Source organism: Arthrobacter sp. TS-15, assembly GCF_006964045.1.
Classification (GTDB): Bacteria; Actinomycetota; Actinomycetes; order Actinomycetales; family Micrococcaceae; genus Arthrobacter.
In genome coordinates, this window is sequence record NZ_SDXQ01000086.1 from 1 (window position 1) to 1,897 (window position 1,897).

Annotated in this window: 2 protein-coding genes; both read left to right on the forward strand. The window is 65.4% G+C overall.

Annotation, left to right across the window (positions count from 1 at the left end; genetic code table 11):
- A partial coding sequence (locus EU811_RS22900; protein WP_446698079.1) for a pectate lyase family protein occupies positions 1-674 on the forward strand: 674 nt, incomplete at its 5' end.
- A 65-nt stretch (positions 675-739) separates the two neighbouring features.
- Positions 740-1,897 (forward strand): ABC transporter substrate-binding protein (locus EU811_RS22905; RefSeq protein ID WP_187697307.1); only part of this gene is annotated, 1,158 nt, incomplete at its 3' end.

A 1,897-nucleotide genomic window follows, 5' to 3' on the forward strand; every position in this document is an offset into this window, starting at 1 on the left:
GAGACTCGTACGTCGAGGGCAACTGGGACTCCAAGGACACCGACTTCGACGGCATCCAGATGGACACCGTCCACCACGTCTGGATCGACCACAACCGCTTCTCGCGGATCTGCGACGGGCAGCTCGACATCCGCAAGGACAGCGAGTACGTCACCGTCTCCTACAACCGCTTCGAGAACAACAACAAGACCTTCGGCATCGGCTGGACGCCGAACGTGAAGACGCAGATCACCATCGACCACAACTGGTTCCGCGGTACGAAGCAGCGCAACCCGTCGGCCGACAACTGCGCCTACGCACACCTCTACAACAACTACATGACCGCCCAGGCGGACCCCGGCGACCCCATATGGACGTACGGCAACTGGTCGCGCGGCAAGACCAGGATGGTCATCGAGAACAGCTACTACCAGGACGTCCAGCACCCCTACCAGGCGGACGCCACCGCCGAGTTGGTGCAGCGCGGGTCGATCCTGAAGAACACGAGCGGGCGCCAGGAGACGTGGGGCGCGGCCTTCGACCCGCGGGACTTCTACGACTACCGGCTCGACCCGGCGGCGGCCGTCCCCGCGCTCGTGTCCAAGTTCTCCGGTCCGCAGAGGGGGCTCGGCACGCACACCGTTGCAGACCGTCCCGCCGGGACCGGCAACCGGGCGCCCCACGCCCGCCATTGACCCCCACAGCTTCACAACGTCACAGCGACACAACCCTCGTTGGATCCAGAAGAAGAGAGCCGATCATGAAGACCAGTATGCGCAGGAGCAGTAGAGGAGGGCGCCGCTCCGCCGCCGCCGTCGCCGTGAGTGCCGTACTCGCGCTGACCGCAACGGCCTGCGGCGACGACGGCAGCGGGTCCGCGGGCGACAAGGGCGCCGACGGCAGCGGCAAGGGCAAGGTCGTCTTCTGGGACAACAACGGCGGTGTCCGCACCGACATCTGGAAGGAGATCATCGCCGACTTCGAGAAGGAGAACCCGGACATCGAGGTCGAGTACGTCGGGATCGCCGCCACCGAGTACCAGTCCAAGGTCGACACCGCCCTCCAGGGCGGCGGGCTGCCGGACGTCGGCGGTGTCGGCGCGGCGATGCTCGCCGGGTTCGCCGCCCAGAACGCGCTGGAGCCGCTGGACAGCCGACTCGGCAAGTCCTCCCTCAACGGCAAGCTCAACGAGGACATGGTCAAGTCGCTGAAGGCCGCCGGCGGCCGGGACGACACGCTGTACTCGATCCCGACCTCCGCCAACAACGGCGTCCTCTACTACCGGACCGACCTGTTCAAGCAGGCGGGCCTGGACGAGCCGACCACCTGGGACAACTTCTACGAGGCCGCCGACAAGCTCACCGACAAGGGCAAGAACGAGTTCGGTTACACCATCCGCGGTGGCGCCGGCTCCATAGCCCAGGCCCTCGACGCGATGTACGGGCAGTCCGGCATCACGTCCTTCTGGGACAGCGGCAACGAGAAGACCACGGTCAACGACCCGAAGAACGTGGCGGCCCTGGAGAAGTACGTGGGCCTCTTCAAGAAGGTCACCCCGGCAGCCGACCTCAACAACGACTTCACCAAGATGGTCGCCCAGTGGGACTCCGGCACGATCGGAATGCTCAACCACAACCTGGGCTCCTATCAGGACCATGTGAAGGCGCTCGGCGTCGACAAGTTCCGCGGTATTCCGCAGCCGGTCGGACCCGGTGGCAAGCGGGTCCAGGTCTCCAACCCCGTGGACGGTCTTGGCCTGTTCAAGAGCTCCAAGAACAAGGACGCCGCCTGGAAGTTCATCGACTTCGCGACCTCTAAGGCGGAGAACTCCAAGTTCAACGAGGCCGCGGGGCAGGTGCCGTCGAACAACGACGCCGCGAAGGACGCGTGGGTTTCGAAGGCCGAGCCCACGAGACTA